This window comes from Synechococcus sp. R6-10, from assembly GCF_047461815.1.
In the GTDB taxonomy this organism is placed as follows: Bacteria; Cyanobacteriota; Cyanobacteriia; order Thermostichales; family Thermostichaceae; genus Thermostichus.
Window position 1 is genome coordinate 1 of record NZ_JANSHW010000452.1, and the last position, 4690, is coordinate 4690.

The following is a 4690-nucleotide window of genomic DNA, read 5'->3' on the forward strand; positions in this document are numbered from 1 at the left end:
GGGATCCACCATGTCGGGCCAAGGCTTCCCGTACCGTGATCATCACCCCCCGTCCGGTGGCCAGTTCTCGCCCTCGGGATCCCCCAATCGAGAGAGGTTTGCCCGTCACCACTCCCGGCACCGCATGCCCAACATTCATGGAATAGGTATCCATCACCCAGGCCATCTCGCGGGCGGAAGTTCCCATGTCTGGAGCGGGGATATCCTCTGCAGGGCCGATATCCTTGATCAGCTCGCTGGTATAACGGCGGGTAATGCGCTCCAGCTCCGAGACCGAATAACGCCTCGGATCGATAGGGATCTCCCCTTTGGCCCCACCGTAGGGAATGCCCATAAGGGCACATTTCCAGGTCATGAGCATCGCTAAGGCCGATACCTCTTCAAGGGTGACCGCGGGATGGTAGCGGATCCCCCCTTTGTAGGGGCCGAGAACGTTGCAATGCTGCACCCGATGGCCCGCCAGCACTTGGATGTGTCCGTTATCCAGCCGCACGGGGATCGCCACCGTCACCACTTTGCGGGGGGTGCTGAGGATCGCCACCCAGCCGGGATCCAGCTTCAGCTCGCCAGCTGCCCAATCTAGGTAGCTGCAGGCCTGGGCAAAGGGACAGATGTGGGCGGGAGAGGGAGGGGCAGAAGAGGCCAGCGCAGGACTTGCAGCCATGGCGAAGAGAAGCAAGGGCTGTTTCCACGCTATACCGCCGGGAACCGGAGAGGAACGTTCCGTAGCAAGCGTTACAAATAATTGAGGATCTGCAGCAGAACAAAACAGAGGCCGGCACTGGCCAGGGGCACGGTCAGGTTATCCAACCCCCACCAAGAGAACACCTCCAGCCCCATGGTTATCCCCCCCACCAAGAGGCTGATGGCCAGCAAAGGGGGGGAGAAGCCAAAGTACCCCAGCAGCAGAGCCGCGATCACCAAGCTGCTCACCGCCCACATGGTCAGGGATCCCTCCCAGCTTTTTTGAATGGATCCCAGTTGGTAGGGGTGTTGGCCCCAAGTTTTGCCCACCAACCCTGCCAAGGCGTCGGCCCACGTCATCACCAATATGCCGATCACCGCGAAGACCTGTCGCTGGGGACGCCAAAACCAAAACAGCAGCAGGCCAATGCTGACGGCGTAGAAACAGGTGCCAAAGCTGCGGCGACCGACTCCATTCAAGCTGGGCAAGATGGCCACCCGGTAGGAGAGCAGCGCCAAGCCGGCAAACACCAGAGAGAATCCCACCCCTAGCCAGCGAGGCACTTGCAAAGCCCAAGCCAACAAAATGATATTGCCCACACCAATGTGAATGGCCTTGCGCACCCATTCCCCGTCCACCTGCCGGGAGCGCAGCCATTCCGCAAAAGCAAATACGGCGGCCAGCCAGAGAGCATAGCAAGCAAGCTGCTGGGCCAGGCCCATGAAACGGCCTCAGAGGGTTTTCAAGTAGCTGAGCAGATCTGCCATCTCCTGAGGATCCGGCTGGAACTGGGGCATGGGAGGCGTTTTGCCACCGGTCACCTGCTGAATAATAAACCGATCCGAGCGGCGGCTGCTCACCCCCCGCAGACTGGGCCCCACTCGCCCATCCGCTTCTTCTCCGTGGCAGGCTGCACAGTTGAGGGCAAACAAGGATGCACCATGGCTAACCTGCCCCTGTAAGCTGAGGACGGCTTCCGTGTAGGGATCCAGACGAGCCCCGGCACCCAGCCAAGCCCAGGTCAATATCGCCAGCCCTAGGCCGAGGAGGGCAAGACCCAGCCGAGTTTTCTGAGCCCAGACACTTGTAAAGAATCGCTGCAAGGATTTGAGGAAGGGTTGTAAACGCTGTTGGGATGAAGGCTGAAGTCGCTTTTGCTCAAAGCCGACGCAACTGCCAGTTGATGACTGGCTGCTGCGGGATTGAGTGGTCTCTGAGAGGGAGGGAGACACAGACAACGCTGAGAGAAACCGTTTCAATCTTTTACATTTCAACCAACACGATAACTCAGGAGCCTTTCCCTGCCAATAATCTGTAAAGGTATTTACTTTTTCTTAATGGTTGGCTGGGCCACGTGAGACTTTGATCCCTCTGAGGGGGAACGGTTGGGAAAGAGCCGCTCCATCACCTCCGCTTGAGCCCAGGGATCCCGGTTGAGGCTGTGGATGGCATTGGCCCATGGAAAGTGCGCCCGCAGGCGACGGTAGAGAGATAAATTACCATAAATGACGACGGCTGCCACCCGCTCCCGATGCTGTTGCAGCCAATCCAGCACATAGTTGGGCAAGGGATCCCCAAGGAAACCTTGGAAAATCAACCCTGGGGCGTTGTCTAGAGCGGCTTCCAACCAAGGCAGGGGGGTAAGGGCATCGCTGAGCACAGGAAGCATGCCTAAGGCAGCCGGAACATGGAGGGCGGGAGATTGCAACTGCACATCGGCAGCACCCAAGGGGGGATCCTGCCAGATCCAGTTCAACCATCCGGGCTCTGCGGGCGGGCCGAGGGGCCGGCCTCCTTCCACGCCACCGCGGGCCATAGCCGCTTGACAGGGGGCGATATCCTTCTCGGCCAAGAGGGATCCCAGCTGTGCGGCTCTGTGCAGAGCAGAGGTCAGGTGGGAGCGCCTGTTGAACAACTTTCCCAACGCCGTTCGCGTCCGCGGAACGGAGTCCTTGTCCTTGGAGATGGGATCCCCCAGCAGCAAAGGCTTCAGTTGCTCGGCTGGAGAGCCACGGTTGAGGGCCGGATCTGTGGGATCCTTGGCTCCCATCCATCCGCCAAGGGCGCTGAAGTCGGTTTCTGCCAGGGCCGGCCACACCTGTTTGAGGAGAGCTGAGGCGGCGGGTAGGAGTCGCTGTTTGGCCCGCAGCACCCGCGTCACCGACTGGGCAAGCTGGTCTGTGCTGAGGGATCCCTGTTGCACCGCTTCCAAAACGGCTGCCAAGGATGCCGTTGGATCGGGGGGGGCCAAAATTAGGTCGGCACCGGCCTGGAAAGCCCGCACGGCCAATGAGTTGGGAAAGGACTCCGTCCCGCTAACGCGAACGGCCAGCTCTGCCAGAAAGCCTTGATCGAGGCTATCCACGACGATAAGCCCACCAAACCCCCATTCCTGGCGCAGCAGTTGGGTCAGCCGCCCCGGCAGCAGGGTGATAGGCCAGCGCTCATCCCACTCCGGCAGCACCACGTGGGAAACCAAGATCGCCCCCACCTGCTCCACCAAACCTCGAAAAGGCAGCCAAGGTCCCTCTTGGAGCTGGGCTAGGGTCAGGGTTAATCGGGGGCACCAGGGGGTGTCTGTTGTCTTTGGGGATGGCTTCAGTCCGGCCTGAACCGGATCCCTCCAGCCTTTGCCCGGAAAAGAGCTGGCTGTGGTTAGGATCCCGCCTGTGCTGCCCGGGGTGGCTTGCTCACATCCGCGCACAAAAGCTCGCGCCAGTTGCAAAGCAGACAGGGGATCCTCCGCCAGCGCCCCTTCCCCCAGTGGCTCTGCCACCGGGCTGAGCAACCAATTGATGCCGATGGCCGCCGCCTCCCGCGCCGTGATCCGCCCCCACTGCTCGGCCCAGCGCTCGGCTTCCGCCCCCAGGCGGCTCAACCCTAGAGGATGGGGAAAAGGGGTCGCCCCCTGCAGGGCCAGCCCCCGCCCGACCTCGGCTGCCACCAAAAGGGGCAGAGCCGCCCAAGACTGGGCCTCCTCGATCAGCAGCAGGGCCTCGGCCACGTGGCCATCCGTGAGCCAGATGCCCCCGATCCCCACCTCCTGGATAAGCCGTTTGAGGATCTCTCGGGGAGGAGACTGGGATCCCAGACGGGCCGAGACCGGCACCACCAACAGTTGCGCCACCTGCCGGGCTAGGGACAAGGGTCGGTCAAGTTCCTCGAGCGGAGATCCGGAAACACTCATAGGCACAGCCGAAAGTTCGTCAGCAAGGGGAACTGCTCCCTTTGCAGAAACGCAGATCATGATAGCCACTCCTGCCGGTTGCGGCTCGCAGCGGGCTGTTGAGGGCTAACGAGAAAGCCGACAACGGTCACAGGTGCCACAGGGCAGGCCGGGCTGCTCCCCAGGGTAGCCAAAATAGGGCAAGATCGCCTGCCACCGACAGCCGCGGGCGTGGATGAGGGCTTCCATCCCTTGCCAGGGATCCTCTCGTCTTAAAGGCTGCCAACGGCGGTGCAACACCTGAAAGTGAAAGGGATCCGGCCAGTGCAGGCAGCCCATCTCCTGCAATAGACCCAGGGCCACCCGTACCTCTCCAGGCGGCAGGTCGGCGTAGGATCCCTGCTGAGGCAAGGTTTGCAGCAGGTGGCGTGCTCGGGCCTGAAGGCGCTCCTGCTGGGAATAAAAATAGGCCTGGCGCTGGCGATCGCTGGGATCCAGCAGGCCCGTCGGCTCCGAGACCAGCATCAGGGCCCGACAAGGGCCACCATCCCGACCGCCTCGTCCCACCTCTTGCAAATAATCCATCAAGGTGGGCGGGGGATGAAAATGCAGTACCCAACGCACGTCCGGCTTGTTGATGCCCATGCCAAAGGCGTTGGTGCAGACCAGAAAGCGCAGTTCCCCCTGCAGCCAGGCCCGTTCCAGCCGACGGCGGGATCCCGCTTCCAGTCCCCCATGGTAGGTGGCGGTTTTTAGGTTCTGTCGGCCCAGCCACTCGGCCAGCTCTTCCCCATCCCGTCGGGTGCGCACATAGACCAGACCCGACCCGGGATTTTCCC

At 61.7% G+C, this 4690-nt stretch carries 5 protein-coding genes; all 5 read right to left on the bottom strand.

Annotated elements, in window-relative coordinates:
- On the bottom strand, positions 1–664 hold a 664-nt coding region (locus NW837_RS12035), incomplete at its 3' end, for a Glu/Leu/Phe/Val family dehydrogenase (protein WP_414331825.1).
- Between the two features lie 71 nt (positions 665–735).
- Positions 736–1407: a diacylglycerol/polyprenol kinase family protein gene (locus NW837_RS12040; RefSeq protein WP_414331828.1), complete on the bottom strand. Its 672-nt coding sequence runs from the start codon at positions 1405–1407 to the stop codon at positions 736–738.
- 9 nt (positions 1408–1416) lie between these two features.
- Positions 1417–1710 (bottom strand): c-type cytochrome, encoded by a 294-nt coding sequence (locus NW837_RS12045; RefSeq protein WP_414331830.1) that lies wholly within the window; start codon positions 1708–1710, stop codon positions 1417–1419.
- A 299-nt stretch (positions 1711–2009) separates the two neighbouring features.
- Complete coding sequence (locus NW837_RS12050) at positions 2010–3830, bottom strand: glycoside hydrolase family 3 N-terminal domain-containing protein (RefSeq protein WP_414331832.1); 1821 nt, start codon at positions 3828–3830, stop codon at positions 2010–2012.
- Positions 3831–3977: 147 nt separating this feature from the next.
- Positions 3978–4690: helicase-related protein (locus tag NW837_RS12055; protein ID WP_414331835.1), on the bottom strand; the 713-nt coding region annotated here is incomplete at its 5' end.